Below are 23,983 nucleotides of genomic sequence, written 5' to 3'. Positions count from 1 at the left end.
TCATTTTGTTTGTGGGGGTTTGTTGGGGGCTGGGGGGGGTGGGGGTCGGGGCTCCCGGTCCGGTGCCCCGCGGGGGGGGGGGGGGGGGGGCCCCCCCCCCGCCACACCCCTCGCACCGAACCGGAACCCCCCGAAGGAACGACCGTGACCTCGACAGAAACGGCGACGCCGCCAGCCACGAGCCCCGAGCAGGCACGGCCCGTCCGACCCGAACGCACCCCCCGGCGCATCGCCTTCGGCCACCGCCTCAGCCGGTGGGACCTGAAGCTCTCGCCCTACCTCTACATCTCCCCCTTCTTCATCCTCTTCGCGATCACCGGGCTCTTCCCCATCGCGTACACCGCGGTCATCTCCTTCATGGACTGGGACCTGGTGCGCAACAGCGGCACCTTCATCGGCTTCGACCAGTACGTCTACGTGCTCACCCAGCCGAAGTTCTGGATCGCCCTCCGCAACACGTTCAGCATCTTCCTGCTCTCGAGCGTGCCGCAGCTGATCCTCGCGGTCTTCATCGCGACCATGCTCGACCAGAACATCCGCGCCAAGACCTTCTGGCGCATGGGCGTGCTGCTGCCCTACGTCATGGCCCCCGTCGCCGTGGCCCTCATCTTCAGCAACCTGTTCGGCGACAAGTACGGCCTCATCAACACGCTGCTCGGCAACATCGGCCTCCCCCCGATCATGTGGCACAGCAACGCGTTCGCGAGCCACATCGCCATCGCGACCATGGTCAACTTCCGCTGGACGGGCTACAACACGCTCATCCTGCTCGCGGCCATGCAGGCCATCCCGCGCGACTACTACGAGGCCGCGGCCATCGACGGCGCGAACCGCTTCCGCCAGTTCACCGCGATCACCCTGCCGAGCCTGCGCCCCACCCTGATCTTCGTCATCATCACGTCGACCATCGGCGGCCTGCAGATCTTCGACGAGCCCCGCATGTACGACCAGTTCGGCACCGGCGGCGCGAACTCGCAGTGGCTGACCATCTCGCTCTACCTGTACGACATCGGATGGGGGCAGTGGAACTTCGGCCGCGCCGCGGCGCTCGCCTGGATCCTCTTCCTCATCATCCTCGCCATCGGCGTGATCAACATGCTCGTCACCAACCGCCTGGTGCGCAACGAGGGCTCGCGCGACGGCCTCAGCCGGCGCAACCGCCGGGCCGCGGCCATCGCCGCGCGCAACGACCTCGAGCACCGCGTCGGCAGCACCGTTCGCGGCGGCACGGCCGAGGCGCGAGCGACCGGCCCCGCGGCATCCGAAACCGAAGACCAGACCACGGAGGTGGCACGATGACCGCCACGGAACCTGCCGCCCAGGCCACGACGAACCTGAACACCGTCGCCTCGGTGACCGCGAACGCGGACGACCCGAAGCGCCGCCTCCGCTCGCGCCCCGTGCGCGGTTCGCGACCGGGCTGGTTCGTCTACACCGCGCTCGCGATCGTGCTCGGCTCGGCGCTGTTCCCCTACTACTGGTCGCTCCTCATCGGATCCGGCGATGCCGGCACCATCCGCGACCAGAACATGTCGTGGCTGCCGGGCGGGAACTTCATCGAGAACGCCCTCACGGTCGTCAACGACCCCGCCGTGAACTTCTGGCGCGCCCTCTGGAACTCGATCTACAGCTCGGCCCTCATCGCGCTCTCGGTGGTCTTCTTCTCGACCCTCGCCGGATGGGCGTTCGCCAAGCTCAAGTTCAAGGGCGGCAAGCTGCTGCTCGTCTTCGTCGTCGCGACCATGGCCGTGCCGATGCAGCTCGGCGTCGTGCCGCTCTACATCCTGTTCGCCGACCTCGGCTGGACCGGCAACGTCGGCGCGATCATCATCCCTGCGCTCGTCACCGCGTTCGGCGTGTTCTGGATGACGCAGTACATCCAGCAGTCGGTGCCCGACGAGCTTCTCGAGGCGGCCCGCGTCGACGGCGCCAACTCGTTCCGCACGTTCCTCACGGTCGGCCTGCCGGCCGCCCGACCCGCCGCGGCGATGCTCGGCCTGTTCACCTTCGTGACCGCGTGGAACAACTTCTTCTGGCCGTTCATCGTGCTGGACCGCAGCGACCCCACCCTGCCCGTCGCGCTCTCGCTGCTGCAGTCGAACCACTTCGTCGACTACTCGATCGTGCTCGCCGGCGTGCTGCTGTCGACCATCCCCCTGCTCATCCTCTTCGTGTTCGCGGGCAAGCAGCTCGTGAGCGGAATCATGGCGGGAGCCGTGAAGGGATGACCATCGAACTCCGAGAGGACACCAGCGCTGTGAACCGCACTGCAGCCGCCGCCCGCCCGTTCCCCGCCGACTTCCTGTTCGGCGCGGCGACCGCCGCCTACCAGATCGAGGGCGCCGCCCACGAGGGCGGCCGGAAAGACTCGATCTGGGACGCCTTCAGTCGCGTGCCCGGCGCGGTCATCAACGCCGACAACGGCGACGTCGCCTGCGACCACTACCACCGGTACGCCGACGACGTCGCGCTCATGAAGCGCATCGGACTGCAGACCTACCGCTTCTCGACGTCGTGGGCGCGAGTCCGCCCCGACGGCGGCCCGGTCAACCCCGAGGGGCTCGACTTCTACTCGCGACTCGTCGACAAGCTGCTCGGCGCCGGCATCAAGCCGTGGCTCACGCTCTACCACTGGGACCTGCCGCAGGCCCTCGAGGAGCGCGGCGGATGGGCGAACCGCGACACCGCCGAACTGTTCCGCGACTACGCGCTGTCGGTGCACGACGCGCTCGGCGACCGCGTCGACGTGTGGACCACGCTCAACGAGCCCTGGTGCTCGTCGTTCCTCAGCTACACGGGCGGCGCGCACGCGCCCGGACGCCAGTCCGTGCCCGACGGCATCGCAGCCGGCCACCACCTCATGCTGGCCCACGGCCTCGCGGTGCAGGCGCTCCGCGAGCGCGACCCCGAGCTCGAGCTCGGCATCACGCTGAACCTCGCGCCCGTGCACGCCGTGAACCCCGAGGACCCGGCCGACGTCGACGCCGCGCGCCGCATCGACGGCCAGTTCAACCGCTTCTTCCTCGACCCGATCTTCCGCGGCGAGTACTCGGCCGACCTGGTCGAGGACCTCGGCCCGCTCGGGCTCGACGCGGTCGTGAAGCCCGGCGACCTCGAGATCATCTCGACGCCCATCGACACGCTCGGCGTGAACTACTACCACGGCGAGTACGTGAGCGGCCATGCGCCGGCCGAGGTGCTGCAGGGCGCCGCGCCCACCGACCGCGCGACGCGCTCGCCCTTCCCCGCGGCCGAGAACGTGCACTGGCACCCGCAGGGCCTGCCGACCACGGTCATGGACTGGGAGGTCGAGCCCGACGGCCTGCGCGAGCTGCTGGTGCGCGTGCATCGCGAGTACGCGGATGCCGCGGGCGTGCGCCTGTTCGTCACCGAGAACGGCGCGGCCTACGACGACCTCGTGGCGCCCGACGGGTCGGTGCACGACGCCGACCGCGCGGAGTTCCTGCGCGGCCACCTCGGCGCGATCCTCGACGCCGTCGACGAGGGCGTGCCCGTGCACGGCTACTTCTACTGGTCGCTCATGGACAACTACGAGTGGGCCTGGGGCTACGACAAGCGGTTCGGCATCGTGCGCGTCGACTACGACACCCAGGAGCGCACGATCAAGGACAGCGGGCTCGCCTACTCGGCGATCATCGCGTCGAGGGCGCTGCCCGAGGCTCCCGCGGCGGGCTGAGCCGCCGCGGAAGCGAACCGGCCGCGCAGCGGCATCCGTCGACGGCTCCACCACCGGCATCCACCGATCGTGGAGCCGTCGACGCGCACATAGACTGACCGAATGCAGGGGGGTGACGACATCAAGACACGACCTACCGCGCCGACGCTCGAAGAGGTGGCCCGCGAGGCGAACGTGTCGCGAGCGACCGTGAGCCGCGTCGTGAACGGCTCGCCGAAGGTGCGCCCCGATGTCGTCACCACGGTCAACGCCGCGATCGCCAAGCTGAACTACGTGCCGAACCGGGCCGCGAGGTCGCTGGCGAGCCGCACGTCGGGCGCGATCGCCCTGATCGTGCCCGAAGACACGGCCTTCTTCTTCGGCGACCCCTACTTCGCGGCGATCGTGCAGGGCATCACCCGTCGCCTGGACGAGAGCGAGTACCTGCTCAACCTGCTCGTCGCCTCGACCGACCCAGGACACAAGACCGCGCGGTACCTTCGCTCCGGCGTGGTCGACGGCGCACTGGTCGTCTCGCACCACGAGGGCGACGACCTGCAGCACGAGGCGGGCATGATGCTGCCGCTCGTCTACGGCGGCCGGCCGTCGCACCCGGGCGACCACTTCTTCGTCGACGTCGACAACGTCGAGGGCGGGTCGATCGGCACCCAGCACCTCATCGACGTCGGGCGTCAGCGCATCGGCACGGTCACCGGGCCGCTCGACATGCCCGCGAGCGTCGACCGGCTCGAGGGCTTCCGGCGGGCCATGCGCGACGTCGGGCTGCCCACCGACGCCGTCGAGACCGCCGACTTCACCGCTGCGGGCGCCGTCGCGGCCACGCGACGCCTCCTCGACCGGGTGCCCGACCTCGACGGCATCTTCGTCGCGAGCGACATCATGGCCACCGGGGCCCTCTCGGTGCTGCGCGAGCGCGGCCGGTCGGTGCCCGGCGACGTCGCGATCGTCGGCTTCGACGACAGCCCCGCCGCGATCTCGTCGGCCATCCCGCTTACGACGGTGCACCAGCCCTCCGAGCAGATGGGCTTCGAGATGGCCGACCTGCTGCTCCGCCACCTCGCGGGCGACGACGTGCCCCGCCGCAGCATCATGCCGACGCACCTCGTTCGGCGCGCCTCGGCCTGACGCCCGCCGCGAAGGCTACGAACGCCGGCCCGGTTCCGACTCGTCGTCGATCGCGTGCAACGATCCCGTCGTGGGTTCGAGCAGCGCGCCCGAGAGGCGCGCTGCGTGGTGGGCGACCTCGTCGATCTCGGGGTGCTCCTCTCCCGGCACGACGCCCGCGACGACACGACGCCGCGCCGCGGCATCCGTCGTCCGACCATCGGGCTTCGCGTGGGCCGGTTCCTGCTCGGCGACGTCTCTCCCGCCGACGTCCTCGTCGGTGAGCGCCTCGGCCTCGTCGATGCCCTGAGCCACGATCTCGGCGGCCGCCGCGAGGTCGACGGCGTTCGCGTCGGCCTCCTCCTGCATGGCCGAGACCTGGCGCAGCGGCAGCGACGGCACGAACCAGGCCACCACGAAGGCGAGCACGGACACGATGAACCCGAGCCAGTAGACCGACACGGTCGCGTCGTTGAACCCGACCAGGAACGGCTCGGCCAGCCGCGGATCCGCGCCCACGAGGAACGAGCTGTCGGTGTCGAGCGCCGAGCCGATCTGAGCGGGGTCCTGCGTGCTCAGGAGCGACAGGATCTCGGCGTTCGCGGGGTCGGCCTGCACCGCCGGATCCTGCGCGGCCTCGGTCAGCGGCCCGATGATGTCGGGGTCGCTGAACGCGGCGGGCAGCGTCTCGGCCAGACGCGAGAACAGCAGCGAGAAGAACACGGCGGTGCCGAGCGTGCCGCCGATCTGGCGGAAGAACGTCGAGGCGCTCGTCGCGACGCCCATGTCGCGCGCGGTGACCGCGTTCTGGCTCGCGATCGTCAGCGTCTGCATGAGCTGGCCGAGGCCGAGGCCGACGATCGCCATGCCGACCATGATGAACCAGATGCCCTGGTCTGCCGTGAGGTTGGTCAGCCACAGGTATCCGAGCGCGAGGAAGGCCGTGCCGAGGATCGGGAAGATGCGGTACTTGCCGGTGCGCGCGATGATCTGCCCGCTCGCGATCGACGACACCATGAGCCCGAGGATCATCGGCAGCATCAGCAGTCCACTCTCGGCCGGGGTAGCGCCCTCGACGAGCTGGAGGTAGAGCGGGATCGTCATCATCGCACCGAACATCGCGAAGCCGACGAGCAGGCCGAGGCCCGCGATCACCGAGAACGTCGGGATGCGGAACAGCTTCATGGGCAGGAGCGCGTCCTGCTTCATCCGGATCTCGATCATGATGAACACCGCGATGCCGATCACGCCGACGACGTAGCAGGCGATCGCCCAGGCCGAGTCCCAGCCCCACTCGCTGCCCTGCTCCGCCACGATCAGGAGCGGCACGAGCGCGACGATCACGAAGGTCGCGCCCCACCAGTCGATGCGCACCTTCTCGGCGGTGCGGAACCGGGGCACGTGCAGGAACCGCACGACCATGAACAGCGCGACGATGCCGACCGGGATGTTCACGAGGAACACCCACCGCCAGCCGGCGACGTAGAGGATCTCGTCGGTACCCGACAGCAGGCCGCCGATGAGCGGGCCGATGACGCTCGAGATGCCGAACACCGCGAGGAAGTAGCCCTGGTACTTCGCACGTTCGCGCGGCGCGAGGATGTCGCCCATGATCGCGAGCGGCAGCGCCATCAGCCCGCCCGCGCCGATGCCCTGCAGCGCGCGGAACGCGGCCAGCTGGTACATCGTCTGCGACATGCCCGACAGCAGCGAGCCGAGCAGGAAGATGCCGATCGCGAAGAGGAACAGCGGGCGGCGCCCGAACAGGTCGCTCAGCTTGCCGTAGATCGGTGTCGTGATGGTGGCCGTGATCAGGTACGCGGTCGTGACCCACGCCTGCAGGTCGAGCCCGCCGAGGTCGTCGGCGATCGTGCGCATCGAGGTGCCGACGATCGTCTGGTCGAGCGCCGACAGGAACATCGCCGACATCAGGCCGAAGATCACCAGCAGGATCTGCCGGTGGGTCATGAGCGGGGCGGATGCCTCGCTCGGCGTGTTCGCCGCATTCGAGTCGTTCGGTGCTGAGGCCGTCACCCGCCCGACGCTACTCCCCCAGTGGGGGTTACCAGAAGGGCGGCGCGCCCATGCGCGACCTGCTCAACCGAACTCGACGCCCTCGATGCTCGCGAACCGCGCCCGCATGACGGCGATCGCCTCGGGGTTCTCGTCGACGAGCACGAACCGTCGGCCGAGCGTCGCGGCGACCGCCCCCGTCGTGCCCGAGCCGGCGAAGAAGTCGAGCACCCAGTCGCCCTCGCGCGTCGACGCCTGCACGATGCGTCGCAGGATGCCCTCGGGCTTCTGCGTCGGGTACCCGGTCTTCTCGCGACCCGTCGGCGAGACGATCGTGTGCCACCAGACGTCGGTGGGCAGCTTGCCGAGCGCCGCCTTCTCGGGCGTCACGAGCCCGGGCGCCATGTACGGCTCTCGGTCGACCGCCGTCGAGTCGAACCAGTACGCCGACGGGTTCTTCACGTACACGAGGATCGTGTCGTGCTTCGTCGGCCACTTGCGCTTGGCCTTCGCACCGTAGTCGTACGCCCAGATCAGCTCGTTCAGGAAGCACTCGCGCCCGAACAGCGCATCGAGCAGCACCTTCGCGTAGTGCGCCTCGCGATAGTCGAGGTGCAGGTAGAGCGTGCCGTCGTCGGCGAGCAGCCGCCACGCCTCGACGAGCCGCGGTTCGAGGAACGCCCAGTAGTCGTCGAAGCGATCGTCGTAGCGCAGCAGGTCTCCCCTGATGCGCTGGTACTGCCGCCCCGCGAATCCGGTGATCGTGGGGGATGCCGCGGGGCCGGCGTCGTCCGTCACGGGCTCGTCGTCGGCCGGCTCGACGCGCACGTGCCGCAGCGACTGCCTGGCCTGCACCCGGCCCGTGTTGAACGGCGGGTCGAGGTAGATGAGCGTGAATCGCCCGTCGGGCAGGGTCGGGAGCACCGCGAGGTTGTCCGCGTGGATGATGCGGTCTGGCTCGTCGGTGCTCACGGGCTCAAGTCTGGCAGCCCGCCGGCCCCGGCCGGTTCCGGCGCCCGGCGGCGCTCACGCGGGAACCAGCTGCGCGAGCTCCGTCCGGCGCCGCGGCGTCCATCCGGCACGCGGGACGGCCGCCACGAGGGCCCGCGTGTACTCGTGCGCCGGCTGCTCGAGCACCTGCCGGGTCGCGCCCTCCTCCACGACGCGACCGTCCTCCATCACGATCACGCGATCGGCGATCTGGTTCACGACGGCGAGGTCGTGCGTGATGAACAGGTAGCTCACCGGACGCTGTTCGCGGATGTCGGCCAGCAGGTTCAGGATCTGCGCCTGGATCGACACGTCGAGGGCGGCGACCGCCTCGTCGAGGATCACGAGTCGGGGGTCTGCGGCGAGCGAACGCGCGATCGCGACCCGCTGACGCTGGCCCCCCGACAGTTCGTGCGGCAGCCGGTCGGCGAACCCGCCGCCGAGTCCGACGTCGTCGAGGAGCCGCGCGACCGCCGATCGACGATCCGCCCGCGAGAGCTCCGGGCGGTGGACCGCGACGGAGGTCTCGACGACCGCGCCGACGCGTTGCCGCGGGTTCAACGACGAGTACGGGTCCTGGAACACGTACTGCACCTCGCCCGCCCACCGCACGCGGTCGCGGTGACGCTTCGGACCGCCCACGCGCGGTGCACCGCCCACGACGATCGTGCCCGAGGTCGCCTGCTCGAGGCCGACGATCGTCTTCGCGACGGTCGTCTTGCCGGAGCCGGACTCGCCGACGATGGCCAGGCACTCGTCCGGCGCCACGTCGAAGTCGATCCCGTCGACCGCGACGATGCGCTCGCCGCCGCGCACCGGGGAGGCGTACTCCTTACGAAGCCCTCGTACCGAGAGGACCGGGGCCGTGCTCATGCGATGCTCCTCGTCTCGAGCGCGTCGGTCGCCCGCAGCGCATCGTGGGTCGTGCGGTTGTAGCGCAGCACCGGCAGCCGGTCGACGCGTCGATCGATGCTGGGTCGGGCCTCGAGCAGCTCCCTGGTGTACGGATGCTTCGGCGCGACCGCGACCTCCGCCCCCTGCTCGACGATCTCGCCGGCGTACATGACCGCGATCCGCTCGCAGCACGCGGCGGCGAGCTCCAGGTCGTGCGTGATGAACAGCAGCGCGAGGCCGCGCTGGGCGCGCTGCTCCTCGATGATCGCCATGACGTCGGACTGCGCGGTGACGTCGAGCGCGGTCGTCGGTTCGTCGGCGAGCAGGAGCCTCGGTTCGGCCAGGAGCACCGAGGCGATGAGCACGCGCTGCAGGAGGCCACCCGAGAGCTGGTGCGGGTACTGGCGGAGACGGTGGCCCGCGTTGCGCACCCCGACGTCGGCGAGGAGCGCGACCGCGCGCTCCTCGGCCTCGGCGCGCGAGACGCCCCTGGTCGTGCACAGCGCCTCGGTGAGGAAGTCGTCGACCCGGTGCACCGGATTGATGTGGGCGCGCGGGTCCTGGAAGATCATTCCGACGTCCTGTCCGCGGAACCGCCGGAGCTCGGCGCGGCCCATCTCCAGCACCTCGTCGCCGTCGTACGCGATCGAACCGCCCACCCGGAACTGCGAGGGCAGGAGCCGCATGATCGCCCGCGTGGTGAGCGACTTGCCCGACCCCGACTCGCCGACGAGCGCGACCGCTTCCCCCGCTCCGATGGCGAGGTCCACGCCGTTCAGCAGACGCCTGGCGCCGTTCGGGCCCGGGGCGTCGACGGTCAGGTCGCGCACGGTCAGCAGGGATTCGACGGGTGCATTCACTTGGGGCTCCTTGCCGACGCGGTGAGGCGATCGCCGATGACGGTGACGCAGAGGACGATGAGCACGATCAGCGTTCCGGCCGAGGCCGATTCGGTGAAGAAGCCGCGGAGCACGCTGTCGAAGCCGTTCTTGACCATCAGGCCGAGGTCGGCCGTCGGCGGCTGGACGCCGAGCCCGAGGAAGGAGATCGCGGCCAGGTCGATGACGGCGAACCCGAGCGCCGAGACCGCCTGCGCGACGATCAGCGGGCGGAGGTTCGGCAGCATCTGCGTGGCGGTGATCGAGCCGCCCCGCTGCCCCTGGAGCCAGGCCGCCGACACGTACGGCAGGCCCCGCTCGCGAAGCGCCGCGCCGCGCACCACTCGGGCGACGTACGGGATGTACGCGATCGTGAGTCCGGCGATGACGGTGCCGAAGCTGGGTCCGAAGAGCGCGACCGCGATCAGCGCGAACACGATCCCCGGAACGGCGAACATGACGTCGAGCACCCACGAGATCACGGCATCGGTTCGACCCCTGAACCACGCGGCAGTGAGCGCGAGCACCGTGCCGACCACCGTCGAGAGCACGATGACCATGCCGGGGCCGGCGATCGTGAGACGCGCGCCCCAAATGAGGCGGGACAGGATGTCGCGGCCGAGCGCATCGGTGCCCAACCAGTGCGCGGTGCTCGGCGGGGCGAGCACGTTCAGCAGGTCGGGAGTGTCGGGGTCGTGGGGCGCGGTCCAGGGTGCGAACGTGGCGACGACGACGATGACCGCCAGCACGGCCGCGGCAGTGACTCCGGTCGCGCCGAGTCGATCAAGCACCGAGGTGCCGCGCACCTTCATCCGGAATGCGGGCAGTGCGGTCGTGGCGAGTGCGGACTGGCTCATGCGGTCCTCCCGAGGGTGATTCGCGGGTCGATGAAGCTGTAGAGCACGTCGACGATCGCGTTGATGATGACGAAGCCGAAGACCATCACGAGCACCACGGCCTGCACGACCGCGAAGTCGCGCTGGAGGATGGCCTTCACGAGCAGCGAACCGAGCCCGTCGATCGCGAACACGTTCTCGACGACGACGGCGCCCGCGATCAGCGAGGCCACGGTGAGGCCGAGCACCGTCGTGATCGGGATCATCGCGTTGCGCAGGATGTGCCGCCGGATGACGACGCTCCGCGGCAGCGCTCTGGCGACGGCGGTCTGCACGTGCTCGCGGCCGCGCTCCTCGTCGACGGAGGCTCGCGTGATCCGGGCGAGGTAGGCCGCGCTGCCGATGCTCAGCGCGATCGCGGGCAGCGCGAGGTGGTAGAGCGTGTCGAGCCCGCCCGATCCGCTGCCGAACACCGGGAACCACCCGAGCGCGACCGAGAACACGCTGACGAGCGCGACGCCGATCACGAAGACCGGGGTCGAGAGGGCGATCGACGAGAGTGAGGAGATCGTGCCGCCGACGGCCCCGCCCTTCAGGGCCGCGTACGTGCCGAACGAGATCCCGACGACGGCGATGATGACCGCCGCGATCGCGACGAGCGCCGCGGTCGTGCCGATCCGGCCGGCGATCATGTCGGACACGTCCTGCCGATACACGATCGACTGGCCGAAGTCGCCGTGCAGGACGCCGCCGAGCCACGCCCCGTACTGCACGATGAACGGTTCGTCGAGGTGGTACTGCGCGGTGATCGCCGCGATCTGCTCCGGTGTTCCGCCGCGCGGCCCGAGGAGGAACGACAGCGGCGAGCCCGGCGCGATGAACAACAGGCCGAACACGAGGAACGACGTCACGAGCAGCACGAGGGCGAGGCTGCCGACGCGCTTCAGCACGTACAGGAACGTGGTCATCGCGAGGACTCCTCTCCGCCGACGGTCGCGGCCCACGGGTAGTAGAGATAGGCCATCGAGGCGGTGGCCCCCGAGACCTCCGCGTTCTGCACCAGGATCGTCGGGAGCGTGGCGAGCGAGATCCACGGGGCGTCGCGGGTGACCGCGTCCTGGATCTCGACGACGCGCTCCGCGCGGTCGGCCGGGTCGAGGGTCGAGACGGCCTCCTGCACCAGGCGGCTGACGTCGTCGTACCCGCCGTAGTTGTTGTATCCGTCGTCGACGAACATCGTGTACGCCTCGAGCGGGTCCGGGAAGTTCCCGTACCAGGTCGTGAAGAAGGCGTCGAGGCCCTCGCGGGCGGTCGGGTCGTTGTAGAGGTTGCCGAACTGCTCGACCGGGATCACCTTGGTGCGGATGTCGAGGCCGAGTTCGCGCCCGGCGGCCTGGATGACGTTGGCGGTCTGCTCGTGGACCGCGGAGCTGCCCTGGATGGCGATGACGATCGGCTCCTGGGGGCCGGCCTCCTCGAGCAGCTGCCTGGCCCGCTCGATGTCGGTGTCGACGTCGAAGTCCTCGGCCGCCGCGGCGAACACGCCCGGCTCGTATCCCCAGTAGTCGGGGCCGGCGAGCATGGGCGACGGCAGTGCGGCGCCCTGGAGGACCACGTTCGAGATCGCGGTGCGATCGATGATCGAAGACAGGGCCCGCCTCACGCGGACGTCGGCCATCGGTCCGGTCTCGCTGGCCCCGATGAGGGCGAGGAAGACGAGCGATTCGCCGTAGTCGAGCGTCAGCGAGTCGTCCTTCTGCAGCTGGATGAGGCCTGCGGGCGGCAGGTAGAAGTACTGGCCGTCGATCTCGCCGGCGCGCAGGGCGTTCACTGCGGTCGACTCGTCGGAGATGAAGCTGAACTCCACGCGGTCGGCGTGCGGTCGCAACGCGGCATCCCAGTACCGGTCGTTGCGTTCGATCACGAGGTCCCTGCCGGGCGACCATTCGCCGAACTCGAACGGGCCGGTGCACATGACGCCGACCTGCGGGGTGCCGAACGCCTCACCCGCCTGCTCCGTGAAGGTCCGCTCCGAGACGGCTCCGGCCGCCGTGGCCATGGCCTGCTCGAACAGTGCGTCGGGCTCGGTGAACCGGACGGTGACCTCGAGCGGCGCGGTGGCCTCGATCGAGGCCACCTTCGCGTAGTACGAGGCGAAGTACGACCCGTTGTCGGGGTCGAGCTGGCGGTTCAGGCTGTAGGCCACGTCGTCAGCGGTCATCTCGGTGCCGTCCCAGAACTCCACATCGGAGCGGAGCGTGTAGACCTGCGTGAGCTCGTCGGGCTCGTCGACGCGCTCGGCCAGCCCGGGCTCGATCTCGAGGTCGGGCGTCAGCCGGAGCATCGACTCGCAGAGGTTGGCGATGACCGTGTTCTCGGCGTAGTTGAACGAGCGCAGCGCGTCGATCGAGAACGGCTCGTACGGGAGGTTCCAGCGGATCTCGTCGAGCTCGCCCGACCCCTCCGGCGTGGTGGTGACGAGGTCGGAACGGTCGATCGCCGACGCGTACGGATCGGCGCCTGGGAGTGAGCATCCCGCCAGGCCGACCAGGACGGCCGCCGCGGCGAGGATCGGGACTGCGCGTGGGCGCTGCATCGGAAGACTCCTTCGTCTCGGTGCTGGGGTCGGGGAATCGGTGCGTCAGGTGACGAGTTCGCCGGATTCGGCGATCAGCCGGCCGGCGCGGAGCACGCGAGCAGGCGAGGGGCGGTCGACGACGACCTGCGCGAGGCATTCGGCGTCGAACTCGAGGCGATCGTCGGCGAGCGCATCGACGGGCGCGGTCGGCAGCCCGAGCAGTTCGGCTCCCGCCCTGGAGCAGAGGTCGTAGGCCAGCTCGAGGTCGGCGTCGGTCATGGCGTCGGTCCGATAGGCCAGCAGGTGCGCGCGATCGACCATGCTCCCGCTGCCGAACGGCGTCCAGGCGTCGCGCACCCCGTCGGAGCCGACCGCGACCCGCACGCCGCGCTCCCCGAGGAAGCCGACGGGCAGCACGGGATCGCCGCCGAGCGCGCAGGTGGTGAGCCACACGCCCGCTTCGGCGAGCACGTCGGCGATGGAGGCGAGCGCATCGCCTTCGGCCTCGGCGACGGCGAATGCGTGACTGATCGCGACCCGACCGGAGAGGCCCTCCGCGACGGTCCGCTCGGCGATGCGCGCGGTCTCCTCGAGACCGCGGGTTCCGCCGTCGTGGAGGTGGATGTCGACGTCGACGCCGTGCTTCGCGGCGAGGCCGAACACGACGTCGAGGTGCCCGTCGAGGTCGTGCTCGAGCCCGATCGGGTCGATGCCGCCGATCAGGTCGGCTCCCTCGCGGAGTGCGGCGTCGAGGAGTTCTGCGGTGCCCGGCGCGGTGAGCAGGCCCTGCTGGGGGAAGGCTACGATCTGCACGTCGAGGAGGCTCGCGAGTCCCTCGGCCGCGGCTCGGACGCCGTGGACGTTCGAGAGCCCCTGGGCGGGGCCGACGTCGACCTGTGCCCTGAGGGCGCGCGTGCCGTTCGCGATCGCGGTGCGGAAGAGCGCGGTGGCGCGCTCCTCGACCGAGCGGGTGAACCCGGCTTGGGCCCGGACGTCGTTCGCGATGAACTCCGGCAGGGACCGGGCCTCGCGTCGCGAGAGCCATGGCCCGCCCCAGGTCGACTTGTCGGGATGGATGTGCGCGTCGACGAGTGGTGCCGCCACCACTCCTGCCGACTCCTGCGTCGCTGTCACGATCACCTGTTTCCTCTGCTCCGGGCTTCCCCGATCAATTTGTCAGATGATATGGTTATCACATAATTTTGAACGAGGGAACCGGAATGAAGCAGATCGCCCGCGTGTCACTGGTCGACACCGTCGTCGAGAATCTCCGCGAGGAGATCACGAGCGGCGCATGGCCGATCGGCAGCAAGATCCCCACCGAGGCCAGGCTCGTCGAGTCACTCGGCGTCAGCCGCCCCTCGGTCCGCGAGGGCGTGCGCTCGCTCGTGCAGCTGGGCCTGCTCGAGACGCGCCAGGGCGATGGAACCTACGTGGTCGCCGACGACGAGACCACCATCGCCCTCTCGAACGCGCTCGGGCGCGCCGTCGACACCGAGGTCGTGGCGGTGCGCCGCGCACTCGACGTGCTCGCAGCACGCGAAGCCGCCCTCCACCGCTCCGCCGACGACCTGCTCCTGCTCCGCGCCGCGCTCGAAGGGCGCGCCTCGGCCGTCGCCGACGACGAGGTCGCGGCGTTCGTCGACCACGACGTGGCCTTCCACGTCGGCATCGCCCGGGCCTCGGGCAACACCCTGCTCGCTGGCCTCTATGCGAGCTTCGAGCCCTCGTTGCGCGATTCCGTCGCGCGCACGAACTGCATGGCGGTTCCCGAAGGTCCGCACGGCGACCTGCACGACGCCCTCTACACGGCGATCGCGAACGGCGACAGCAGCGCGGCGACCCTCGCGGCGCTCAGCGTGCTCGACGACCACGAGAAGCAGCTGCATGCGAACCTCGGCTGACCGGCCGGCGAGCGCCCACCGGCGGTCGGCGGTCACCTACGGGGCGCTGGTCGTCCTGGCCGGCCTGAACCTCCGCGATCCGATCACGAGCGTCTCGGCGACGCTCGATGCGGTGGGCGCCCAGTACGACCTGACATCGGTCGGCACCACTATGCTGTCGAGCCTGCCCGTGCTGCTCCTCGCGGTCGGCGCACCACTCGCTCCCGTTCTGGAGCGCAAGCTCGGTTCCGAGCGGTCGGTGCTGCTGCTCGCCACCCTGCTCGCGCTCTCGGTGGCGCTCCGCCCGGTCGCCCCCGCTGCGCTCTTCCTCGGCACCGTCGTGGTGGGCACGTCGATCTCGGGGCTCAGCGTGCTCATGCCCCACCTCATCCGCGAGCACCTCGGGAGGGCTGCGGGCCTGTGGTCGGGCGTCTTCTCGACGAGCTTCGGCGTGAGCGCGGCCATCGGCGCGGGCCTGACGGTACCTCTCGTCACGCAGCTCGACTCCCTGCCCCTCGCACTCGCCTCGTGGTCCTTGCTCGCGATCGCACTCGCGCTCGTCGCGTCCGTCGTGGCGCATCGGGCCGCCGGCGCGCGGCGCGCCGCATCGGCTGCCCCGGCCGACGACTCGCGGCAGCCGTTCCGGGCCACTCCCCTGCTCTGGCAGGTGACGGGGTTCTTCGGGTGCCAGGCCCTGGTGTTCTTCGCCGTCATCGCGTGGCTCCCCACGCTCTACGTCGATCGCGGCACCTCGGCCGAGCACGCCGCCGCGCTCCTCGCATGGCTCAGCATCGCCGGCCTGCCGGCGTCGCTGCTCGTCTCGCTCGTCGCCGGTCGCCTGCGTCGGCAGCACGTGCTCGTCGCACTCGTCGGCGTCGGCGTCGTCATCGGGCTCGCGGGCGTCGCGTGGGCCCCGCTCGAGCTCGCACCGGCGTTCATCGCCGTGCTCGGGTTCGCTCAGGGCGCCGCGTTCGGCCTCGGGGTGTCGCTCATCGTGCTGAAGGCGCAGGGCGACGTCGCGGCGTTCTCGGCGTTCGCGCAGGGCTTCGGCTACGCGATCGCGGCGCTCGGACCGTTCGCACTCGGCCTGCTCCACGCGGCCGAGGTGCCGTGGACCGTCGCGGTCGGCATCCTCATCGCGGTGGTCGCCGCGCAGACCGCGGCCGGCTGGGCGGCCGGGAGGCGCGTCGTCGTCGCGGCGGATCCGCCCGCTGCCCGGCTCGCCCACGTCGGAGGGCGGTCGTGATGCGCGCGACCGAGACCGCACACGGCGCCGTCGACCTCCTCATCCGCGATGCTCGGCTGCTGGCCTGCTTCGACGACGAAGGCACCGAGATCGCCGATGGCTGGATGGCGATCGACCACGGGCTGATCGTCGCGATCGGCGGTCGGAACTCGCCGCCGCCTCCGGCGCGCGAGGTGGTCGACGCGACGGGATGCCTCGTGCTCCCTGGGCTCGTCAACGCCCACCAGCACCTCTACCAGAACCTGACCCGGGCGTTCGCGCCGGCCGACACCGTGACCGACCTGACCGAGTGGTTCTGGACCTACTTCACGGCCTGGGGCCGGCTCGACGCCGAGGCCGCCTCGATCTCGACCACGGTCGGACTCGCAGAGCTCGCGCTGAGCGGCTGCACGACCAGCGCCGACCACCTCTACCTGCACCCTGAGCCCGAGCTCATCGACGTGCAGATCGTCGCGGCACGCGAGATCGGCCTGCGCTTCCATCCCGTGCGCGGCTCGATGACGATCGGTCCCGACGACGGCGGCGTCTGCCCTCCGGAGCTCGTCGAGGACCTCGACGACGTGCTCGCCGACACGGTGCGCCTGGTCGAGGCGCATCACGATCGCGGCGCCGACTCGCTGGTGCGCATCGGCGTCGGGCCGAGCACGCTCATGAGCTCCTCGAGCGACGCGATCATCGAGTCGCGCGTGCTGGCAGAATCACTCGATCTCCGGCTGCACAGCCACGTGGCCGACGACCCCGACGAGGAGGCCTTCGTCCGGGCGCGGTACGGGCGCAGGCCGCTCGAGGTGTACGAGGAGTCCGGCTGGTTCACCGACCGCACCTGGCTCGCCCACGTGATCTACCCGAGCGCCCGCGAGATCGCCGCACTCGCGCGATCCGGGGTCTCGGTGGCGCACTGCCCGAGCATGACCATGATCGACGGCGGGCTGCCGGGCGGACCCCCGCCGATTCGGCCGATGCTCGACGCCGGGGTGAACGTCGGCATCGGCTGCGACGGCGCGACGGCCTCCGACCACCAGTCGCTCTGGCTCGAGACGAAGACGGCGATGCTCCTCAGCCGGCAGCGCGAGGGCACGGCCACGGCGATGAGCGCCCGAGCCGCACTCCGCATGGCGACCCGGGGCAGCGCGCAGGCCCTCGGGAGGGCGGGCGAGATCGGCGTGCTCCGGGTCGGCGCGAACGCGGATGTCTCGGTGTGGCGCGTCGACACGCTCCAGTACGCGGGCGTGCTCGACGACCCGATCACCGGGCTGATGCAGTGCGGGCCCGCCACGGCGTGGCACACCATCGTGGGCGGCCGATTCGTCGTCCGCGAGGGCCGCCTGCAGACCGTCGACGTCCCCGTCGCGCTCGAACGGCACCGGCGTGCGGCCGAACGCGTGCAGCGCGGCGGCTGATCGGCCGAGCGGGCGGACAGCCCCACGACGCACCAGGTGAGGGCGGGCCGCCGGTCAGCGCTCGACGTCGAGGCGGATGCGCCCCTTGAACCGGTCGGGGTCGCCGGTGTCGACCTCGGCGGCCGCGTAGGAGATGCCCTTGTCGGGGTCGCCGGCGAGCGGGGCGGGCGTGGGGAGCCGCGCCTGGCGCTCCTGCTCGATCTGCGCCTCGTACTTGCGCGGGGCGAACACCTCGTCGCCGATCATCATCACGGCGCTGCCGCTCGGCTTGCCCTTGCGGGTCTTGTCGGAGAGGTCGACCCATCCGCGGCGCACCGAGAGGGTCAGCGCGGCGACGATGAGCACACCGATGCCGAGCCAGATCCACCAATCCATCCGGCGAGTCTACCTGTGCGTGCATGAGCGTTCCTCACCCGACTCACAGGCGGGCACGCGGCGGCAGGCGGCCCGGGCGATCGGGCCGTCACGGCACGCGGTAGAGCCACTCCTCGCTCGCGAACTTCGACTCGGCGAGCGCCTCGGCCTCGGCCAGCTCGTCGGGTGCGACGGTTCCGCGGGTCGCGCCGTGCAGCGAGACGAAGGTCTGGATGAGCGCCTCGATGATCGCGGCGCGGCTGAGCCCCGTCTGCGAACGCAGCGGGTCGACGCGCTTGGCCGCCGAGGCGATGCCCTTGTCGCTGATCTTCTCGCGGCCGATGCGCAGCACCTCGAGCATCTTCTCGTTGTCGAGGTCGTAGGCCATGGTCACGTGGTGCAGCACGCCGCCCGAGCCGAGGCGCTTCTGCGCGGCGCCGCCGATCTTGCCCAGAGGCGAGGCGATGTCGTTCAGCGGCTGGTAGGTCGCCTCGATGCCGAGGCCGCGCAGGCCCTGCAGCACCCAGTCGTCGAGGAACGCGTACGAGTCGGCGAAGCTCATGCCCTGCACGAGCTCGGCCGGCACGTAGAGCGAGTAGGTGACGACGTTGCCGCGCTCCATCATCATCGCGCCTCCGCCCGAGATGCGGCGCACGACGTCGAAGCCGTTGCGCTCGGCGCCCTCGGGGTCGACCTCGTTCTTGACGGACTGGAAGCTGCCGATGACGACGGCCGACTCGTCCCACTCCCAGAAGCGCAGGGTGGGCTTGCGGCGCCCGTCGCCCACGCGCGTGGCCAGCACCTCGTCGAGCGCGAGGTGCACGCGGGGCGACACGGCCGGGTCATGCACGACCTCCCACTCGTAGTTCGACCAGCTCGTGGCATCCGTCAGCGCACGTCGCACCGCGACCGCGATCGCCTCGGGCGAGAACCCGAGCAGCACCGCGTCGGGTCGGAGCGCGGCGGCGACGGCGGCCGCGATGGTCTTCGCATCGGATGCCGCGGCCAGGCCGTCGAGCGCGCCGTCGATGTCTGCGAGCGCCTCGTCGGGCTCGAGGAAGAAGTCGCCCGCGACCCGGGGCGAGCGGATGACGCCGTCGACGACGTCGAAGTCGACGACCACGAGCTTGCCGCCGGGAACCTTGTACTCACCGTGCATGAGGGACAGCCTACGACCGCGGGCCCACCCCGTTTCCGGTGCGGAGGAGATTCGCACCGTACGATCGTCGTGACGGCAGGGGGCTCGAATGACCACGTTCTACCTGGCACGCCACGGCGAGACGGTCTGGCACGCAGACCACCGGTACGCCGGCAATTCGGATGTCGGGCTCACGCGCCACGGCCTCGGCCAGGCGGCGGCGCTCGGTGCGTGGGCGGTCGACGCCGGCCTCGACGCGATCGTGGCGTCGCCGTTGTCACGGGCGCGGCGCTCGGCGGCCCCGAGCGTCGAGACGACCGGGCTCGCGCTGCGCATCGACGAGCGGCTCGTCGAGATCGACTTCGGCGATGCCGAGGGGCTCACGCCCGACGAGCTCGCCGAGCGGTACCCCGACGAGTGGGCCGCGTTCTGCCGGGCGCCGGCCAGCAACCCGCTGCCGGGCGGCGAGTCGGGGCGAGCCGGCATCGCCCGTGCGCTGCCGGTGTTCGACGAACTCGTGCGGGAGTTCCCAGACGGGCACGTGCTGATCGTGGCGCACGCGACCCTCATCCGACTGCTCTTCTGCGACCTCGCGGGCATGGACCCCGACGGCTACCGCGACCTGCTCCCCGTGCTCGGCAACTGCAGCATCACGACGATCGTGTACCCGTGGGCCACGGAGTCGGATGCCTCGCACCACCCGCGCATCAGACTGCTCGGGTTCGACGTGCCGCCGGGGCGCGCGGCCGGCTGAGTCGCGCCCGGCCGAGTGCGACAGCCTGAGCCGCGGCCGACGGAGCCCCGGCCCGCCGCGACATCCGCGTCGCCGAAGTTTTTCCGCGACCCGCCACCCGCACGGCGGAGGCCGAGAACCTGGTGCTGCCCCCTGAACGGGGGCCGAACGCGCATCCCGGCTGCTCGCTGCACAGCCCCGGAAGCACGGGCGATACGGCCGCCTCGGGTTTCGAATCTGCGCGTTCCGCTCACCTGCACTGAGCGATCGGTCACCACCGCGTTCCGCATGATCGCGGCGCAGAACGGCCGTCCACCACCCGGATGACCTCTTGACGGGATTGATCACGGAATGCTTGCATTTGCGTGTTTGGAGACGAATAACGTCAGCAAACATCATTTCGATGAAGGTGAGCAATGATGCAGCAATCCGGAACACGAATCGTAGGGCCGCCCAGGCGCCTGACCGCCCTCGGCCTCGCCGCACTCCTCGCCGTCACCGGCGTGAGCGCGGCCGGCCTCGCCATCGCACCCGAGCCGGCGGCCGCCGCGAGCGGCGCGCCGACGCCCATCACCCCGAAGAAGGTCGCCCCCGAGGTGCCGGTCGATGCCGAGGGCGCCTCGCTCGGCGCGATCACCGGCGTCTCCAAGCACGGCTCCACCGTGACCCTGACCGCGGAGCACGGCGCCTACCGGGTCACCTTCCTCGACGAGCGCACGCTCCGACTCGAGGCGAGCCCCACCGGCGAGTTCACCGACCCGGCGAACACCCCCGAGGGCGACCCCGCACGCACCGCGAACATCGTCGTCGGCACCGACGACTTCGACGGCGCGAAGATCTCGGTCTCCGACCGCCGCGGCAAGCCGATCACGCTCTCGACCTCGAAGGTCGCCCTCACGATCGACCGGCAGACCGGGGCCACGACCCTGAAGCGAAGCAACGGCACGACCGTCTGGGCCGAGTCGGCCCCATTGAGCTTCGGCGCGACGTCGACCACGCAGCACCTGACCGGCATCGACGGCGAGCAGGTCCTCGGCGGCGGCATGCAGAACGGCCGCTCGGTGCACACCGGGGCGACGATCAACATCGCCCGCAACTACGACTGGGACGACGACGGCTACCCCAACGCCGTGCCGTACTACATGTCGTCCAACGGCTACGGCGTGCTCCGCAACACCTTCGCGCGCGGCAGCTACGACTTCGCCGCCCACACGACCACGCACGAGGAGCAGCGCTTCGACGCCTACTACTTCGTGGGCGACTACGCCGAGGCCCTCGACGGCTACACCAAGCTGACCGGCCGGCCCATGATGCCGCCCGTGTACGCCCTCGAGTACGGCGACGCCGACTGCTACAACCGGTCGAGCCCGACGTACTCGGGTTCGAAGGACCCGGCGAAGCTCCGCACCCCGCAGGCCCTCGAGATCGCGAAGGGCTTCGTCGAGCACGACATGCCCGCGGGCTGGATGCTCGTGAACGACGGCTACGGCTGCGAGTACCAGGAGCTTCCGGAGACGGTTGACGCGATCAAGGCCGAGACCGCCCTCGAGACGGGCCTCTGGACGCAGCGCTCGCTGACCGAGCAGGAGTCGGAGGTCGGCGACGCCGGCATCCGCCTGCGCAAGCTCGACGTGGCCTGGGTCGGCTCGGGCTACCGCCTCGCGCTCACCGGCTGCGAGGCCGCGCACAGCGGCATCGAGCAGTACTCCGACGCGCGCGGCACCTCGCTCATGGTCGAGGGCTGGGCCGGGTCGCAGCGATGCGGCATGCAGTGGACCGGCGACCACTCGGGCAACCTCGACGCCGTGCGCTGGCAGGTCTCGGCGCTCACGGGCGCCGGCAACTCCGGCCTGCCGTTCACGACCGGCGACGTCGACGGCATCTTCGGCGGCTCGGCCGAGAGCTACGTGCGCGACCTGCAGTGGAAGGCGTTCGCGCCGGCCCTGTACTCGATGAGCGGCTGGGCCTCGGTCGACAAGCGGCCGTGGCTGTACGGCGATCAGGCGACCGAGATCAACCGGTCGTACCTGCAGCTGCGCCAGCAGCTCATGCCCTACATCTACACGCTGGCTGCCGAGTCGCACCGCAGCGGCCTGCCGATGATGCGGTCGATCGCGCTCGAGTACCCCGAGGACCCCGGCGCGTACGGCGTCGAGGCCAACACCGAGTTCCTGCTCGGCAGCGACTACCTCGTCGCGCCGGTCTTCACGAAGACGAGCGTGCGCAACGGCATCTACCTGCCCGCGGGCGAGCAGTGGGTGGACTACTGGACCGGACGCGTGCACGAGGGCGGCCAGGTGCTGAACGGGCACCCGGCTCCGCTCGACCGGCTGCCGGTCTTCGTTCGCGCCGGCGCGCTCGTGCCGCAGGGCATCGTGGCGCGCAACGCCTCGCTCGTGCCCGGGGACTCGCCCATCACGCTGTCGGTCTACCCGCAGGGCGACAGCGAGTTCACCCTCTACGAGGACGACGGAGTCACGCGCGGCTACGCCGAGGGCGCGTCGAGCAGCCAGGAGTTCGAGGTCGACGCGCCGAAGGCCGGCAAGCAGGGCACCGTGCGCATCGAGATCGGCGAACGCGAGGGCGACTACGCCGGCAAGGCCGACGCCCGCCCGTACGTCGTCGAGGCGCACACGGGCTCGGAGCCGAAGCAGGTCAAGCTCGGCAGCAAGACCCTGCCTCGCGTGGCCGACGTCGACGCGCTCGAAGAGGGCACGGCAGCTTGGGCGTTCGATGCCGAGCGTGCGGGCGGCGTGGTCGTCGTCTCGACGGGCGCGATCGCATCCGATGCCTCTGCCCGCCTGACGCTCACCTCCACGACGGGCGTGGGCGGCGACGATGCCGAGCTGTCCGCGGCATCCGTCGCCGTCGATGTCGCGAACCGCGTGTTCCAGGGCGAGCAGACCACGGTCACCGCGAGGTTCCGCAACACGGGGTCGAAGTCGAAGGACGGCGTCGTGCTGACGCCAGGGGCACCCGAGGGCTGGTCGCTCGTGTCGGCGAGCGGCGACCGCGTCGGCACGGTCAAGAAGGGCGGCACCGCCACCGCGGAGTTCGTCTTCGAGGTCACGGATGCCGCGGCCGCCGACCTGCAGACCGTGAACGTCGAGGCGGCGTACACGTCGCAGCGCACGGCGGGCACGGTCTCGGGCGCGAACCAGATCTACGTGGCGTACGGCTCGCTCGCGGGCGCGTTCAACGCCACCGCGATCACGAGCCTCACGACGGCGAAGTCGGGAGACTTCGACGGCGGCGGCGCGACGTTCAGCGCCGAGGCGCTCGAGCGCGCCGGCGTGACGCCCGGCTCGACCGTCACGGTCGGCACGGGCGACGCCGCGATCGAGTACACGTGGCCCGACGGCGTCGGCACGCCGAATGCGGTCGCCCCGGCCGGGCAGACCATCGCGGTCACAGGCCGGGGCACGCATCTCGCGCTGCTCGCGTCCGCGGCGTCGGGCGGAGGGGTAAACCCCGAGCTCGAGCTGCACTACGCCGACGGCACGACCGAGCAGCGCGGCGTGTTCTTCCCGAACTGGCTGCCTCAGGCCTCCGGCCTGGGCGGCGCGACGGTCGCGATCACGTCGAAGGGCCGCAACAACGGCAACAACCCGAACGTGTACGAGTACCCGAACGGCAACTATCAGGTGTACTCGAACGTGCTGCGGCTGAACCCCGCGAAGGAGCTCGCGTACGTCGTGCTCCCGACCGAGAGCCGGCTGAAGATCTTCGACTGGAAGGTCGTCGACCAGCCGCTGCCGCCCGGGCCCACCGCCACCGCATGGGCGTCGGACCTGACCTGGGTCAGCGCGACGAACGGGTGGGGCGTGATCGGCAAGGACGTGGCGAACAAGGACGCCGCGGACTCGCCCGACCAGCCGCTCGCGATCAACTGGACCGATCCCGCCACGGGCGAGTCGCCGACCTACGAGAAGGGGCTCGGCGTGCACGCGCTCTCGAAGATCACCTACTACGTCGGCGGCTCGTGCAGCGCGTTCACCTCGGAGGTGGGCCTCGAGTCCGGCTTCGCCGGGAACGTGATCTTCAAGGTCGACGTCGACGGCGTGAATCGGTTCCAGTCGCGCACGTTCACGCCGGGCTTCGCGCCCGAGGCGGTGAACGTCGACCTCGCCGGTGCGCAGTACGTCGACCTGCTCGTCGAGGCACCGGGCGGCATCAACGGCGCCCACGGCGTGTGGGGCGACGCCGAGTTCACGTGCGGGTGATCACCGGCCGGTGATC

General features: G+C 70.7%; 19 protein-coding genes. 9 read left to right on the top strand and 10 right to left on the bottom strand.

Features of this window, described 5'->3' with window-relative positions; translation table 11 throughout:
• Positions 1 to 144: 144 nt before the first annotated feature.
• The 4 genes from ACFVS8_RS08065 to ACFVS8_RS08050 all read left to right on the top strand — a co-directional run bounded on the left by ACFVS8_RS08065 (position 145) and on the right by ACFVS8_RS08050 (position 4,822).
• Entirely contained in the window at positions 145 to 1,299 is a 1,155-nt protein-coding gene (locus tag ACFVS8_RS08065) for a carbohydrate ABC transporter permease (protein WP_387060043.1), read from the top strand.
• Positions 1,296 to 2,228 carry a carbohydrate ABC transporter permease gene (locus ACFVS8_RS08060; RefSeq protein WP_387060040.1) on the top strand — a complete coding sequence of 311 codons (933 nt, stop codon included), beginning with the start codon at positions 1,296 to 1,298 and terminating at the stop codon, positions 2,226 to 2,228. Before ACFVS8_RS08065 ends, ACFVS8_RS08060 begins: the two co-directional genes overlap by 4 nt.
• Positions 2,225 to 3,697 (top strand): GH1 family beta-glucosidase, encoded by a 1,473-nt coding sequence (locus ACFVS8_RS08055; protein ID WP_387060037.1) that lies wholly within the window; start codon positions 2,225 to 2,227, stop codon positions 3,695 to 3,697. The genes ACFVS8_RS08060 and ACFVS8_RS08055 overlap by 4 nt, the downstream gene beginning before the upstream one ends.
• Positions 3,698 to 3,799: 102 nt before the next feature.
• Positions 3,800 to 4,822, top strand: coding sequence for a LacI family DNA-binding transcriptional regulator (locus ACFVS8_RS08050; RefSeq protein WP_387060035.1), 1,023 nt, complete (start codon positions 3,800 to 3,802; stop codon positions 4,820 to 4,822).
• A gap of 15 nt (positions 4,823 to 4,837) precedes the next feature.
• Here ACFVS8_RS08050 and ACFVS8_RS08045 read toward each other — a convergent pair whose 3' ends face one another.
• From ACFVS8_RS08045 to ACFVS8_RS08010, 8 genes are all read right to left on the bottom strand, one after another.
• Positions 4,838 to 6,769 carry an MDR family MFS transporter gene (locus tag ACFVS8_RS08045; RefSeq protein WP_387061180.1) on the bottom strand — a complete coding sequence of 644 codons (1,932 nt, stop codon included), beginning with the start codon at positions 6,767 to 6,769 and terminating at the stop codon, positions 4,838 to 4,840.
• A gap of 129 nt (positions 6,770 to 6,898) precedes the next feature.
• Complete coding sequence (locus ACFVS8_RS08040; protein WP_387060033.1) at positions 6,899 to 7,786, bottom strand: DNA-methyltransferase; 888 nt, start codon at positions 7,784 to 7,786, stop codon at positions 6,899 to 6,901.
• Between the two features lie 54 nt (positions 7,787 to 7,840).
• Positions 7,841 to 8,677 carry an ABC transporter ATP-binding protein gene (locus ACFVS8_RS08035; RefSeq protein ID WP_387060030.1) on the bottom strand — a complete coding sequence of 279 codons (837 nt, stop codon included), beginning with the start codon at positions 8,675 to 8,677 and terminating at the stop codon, positions 7,841 to 7,843.
• Positions 8,674 to 9,558 carry an ABC transporter ATP-binding protein gene (locus ACFVS8_RS08030; RefSeq protein ID WP_387060027.1) on the bottom strand — a complete coding sequence of 295 codons (885 nt, stop codon included), beginning with the start codon at positions 9,556 to 9,558 and terminating at the stop codon, positions 8,674 to 8,676. Before ACFVS8_RS08030 ends, ACFVS8_RS08035 begins: the two co-directional genes overlap by 4 nt.
• Entirely contained in the window at positions 9,555 to 10,433 is an 879-nt protein-coding gene (locus ACFVS8_RS08025) for an ABC transporter permease (protein WP_387060025.1), read from the bottom strand. The genes ACFVS8_RS08030 and ACFVS8_RS08025 overlap by 4 nt, the downstream gene beginning before the upstream one ends.
• Positions 10,430 to 11,380: an ABC transporter permease gene (locus tag ACFVS8_RS08020; RefSeq protein WP_387060023.1), complete on the bottom strand. Its 951-nt coding sequence runs from the start codon at positions 11,378 to 11,380 to the stop codon at positions 10,430 to 10,432. The genes ACFVS8_RS08025 and ACFVS8_RS08020 overlap by 4 nt, the downstream gene beginning before the upstream one ends.
• Positions 11,377 to 13,008: an ABC transporter substrate-binding protein gene (locus tag ACFVS8_RS08015; RefSeq protein ID WP_387060021.1), complete on the bottom strand. Its 1,632-nt coding sequence runs from the start codon at positions 13,006 to 13,008 to the stop codon at positions 11,377 to 11,379. Before ACFVS8_RS08015 ends, ACFVS8_RS08020 begins: the two co-directional genes overlap by 4 nt.
• A 45-nt stretch (positions 13,009 to 13,053) precedes the next feature.
• Positions 13,054 to 14,130: an amidohydrolase gene (locus ACFVS8_RS08010; protein ID WP_387060018.1), complete on the bottom strand. Its 1,077-nt coding sequence runs from the start codon at positions 14,128 to 14,130 to the stop codon at positions 13,054 to 13,056.
• Positions 14,131 to 14,210: 80 nt separating this feature from the next.
• On the opposite strand from ACFVS8_RS08010, the gene ACFVS8_RS08005 reads away from it, so the two are divergent.
• From ACFVS8_RS08005 to ACFVS8_RS07995, 3 genes are read left to right on the top strand one after another with little or no spacing between them, the layout of a single operon-like run.
• Positions 14,211 to 14,894, top strand: a complete 684-nt coding sequence (locus tag ACFVS8_RS08005) for a FadR/GntR family transcriptional regulator (protein ID WP_387060016.1) — start codon at positions 14,211 to 14,213, stop codon at positions 14,892 to 14,894.
• Positions 14,878 to 16,119 carry an MFS transporter gene (locus ACFVS8_RS08000; RefSeq protein ID WP_387060014.1) on the top strand — a complete coding sequence of 414 codons (1,242 nt, stop codon included), beginning with the start codon at positions 14,878 to 14,880 and terminating at the stop codon, positions 16,117 to 16,119. Before ACFVS8_RS08005 ends, ACFVS8_RS08000 begins: the two co-directional genes overlap by 17 nt.
• Positions 16,119 to 17,519 (top strand): amidohydrolase family protein, encoded by a 1,401-nt coding sequence (locus ACFVS8_RS07995; protein WP_387061177.1) that lies wholly within the window; start codon positions 16,119 to 16,121, stop codon positions 17,517 to 17,519. Before ACFVS8_RS08000 ends, ACFVS8_RS07995 begins: the two co-directional genes overlap by 1 nt.
• Positions 17,520 to 17,573: 54 nt before the next feature.
• On the opposite strand, the gene ACFVS8_RS07990 is transcribed toward ACFVS8_RS07995, so the two are convergent.
• Both ACFVS8_RS07990 and ACFVS8_RS07985 read right to left on the bottom strand, forming a co-directional pair.
• Positions 17,574 to 17,894, bottom strand: a complete 321-nt coding sequence (locus ACFVS8_RS07990; RefSeq protein WP_387060011.1) for a hypothetical protein — start codon at positions 17,892 to 17,894, stop codon at positions 17,574 to 17,576.
• 88 nt (positions 17,895 to 17,982) lie between these two features.
• Positions 17,983 to 19,032, bottom strand: a complete 1,050-nt coding sequence (locus tag ACFVS8_RS07985) for a biotin/lipoate A/B protein ligase family protein (RefSeq protein WP_387060008.1) — start codon at positions 19,030 to 19,032, stop codon at positions 17,983 to 17,985.
• 88 nt (positions 19,033 to 19,120) lie between these two features.
• On the opposite strand from ACFVS8_RS07985, the gene ACFVS8_RS07980 reads away from it, so the two are divergent.
• Entirely contained in the window at positions 19,121 to 19,765 is a 645-nt protein-coding gene (locus tag ACFVS8_RS07980; RefSeq protein WP_387060005.1) for a histidine phosphatase family protein, read from the top strand.
• Positions 19,766 to 20,160: 395 nt separating this feature from the next.
• Positions 20,161 to 23,967: an NPCBM/NEW2 domain-containing protein gene (locus tag ACFVS8_RS07975; RefSeq protein ID WP_387060002.1), complete on the top strand. Its 3,807-nt coding sequence runs from the start codon at positions 20,161 to 20,163 to the stop codon at positions 23,965 to 23,967.
• The last annotated feature ends 16 nt before the right edge of the window (positions 23,968 to 23,983 follow it).

It is taken from the genome of Agromyces sp. NPDC058110 (assembly GCF_042884735.1).
In the GTDB taxonomy this organism is placed as follows: Bacteria; Actinomycetota; Actinomycetes; order Actinomycetales; family Microbacteriaceae; genus Agromyces.
The sequence above is the reverse complement of the archived record's forward strand: the minus strand, read 5'-3'. Positions and strand labels throughout refer to the sequence as shown.